Origin of the sequence: Lysinibacillus sp. GbtcB16 (genome assembly GCF_019091145.1) — a bacterium.
In the GTDB taxonomy this organism is placed as follows: Bacteria; Bacillota; Bacilli; order Bacillales_A; family Planococcaceae; genus Lysinibacillus; species Lysinibacillus fusiformis.
In genome coordinates this window covers 1-279 of the sequence record NZ_JAGXJV010000294.1, presented here as the reverse complement: position 1 = coordinate 279, position 279 = coordinate 1, and the positions used below count along the sequence as shown (strand labels likewise).

General features: G+C 33.0%; 1 protein-coding gene. It reads right to left on the bottom strand.

The features are described from left to right. Window positions 1-80 precede the first annotated feature (80 nt). Window positions 81-227, bottom strand: coding sequence for a BC1881 family protein (locus KVT27_RS24310; protein ID WP_000644411.1), 147 nt, complete (start codon window positions 225-227; stop codon window positions 81-83). Window positions 228-279: the final 52 nt, after the last annotated feature.

The window sequence follows — 279 nt, the reverse complement described above, 5'->3', positions numbered from 1 at the left end:
CACAATTATCCATCATATTTATCCTTACATACAAATAAAAAGCATCCTAGACGGATGCTTTTTATTTCAAAAATATGTACTTAATCTTGATTAATCAAAATAACCGCTGGACCAGCGACCACTACTCCAGCTACTTCTATTTTTTCAAATTCCTTCACTGTAATAGATATAACTCCTTCTCTTTCCATCAATTCTTTACTCAGGACATCAGTCGGGATTGCTTTCACCGTCTTACCTCCTTTTCATTCATACAATATGATAAAGTAAAACTTTAATGAG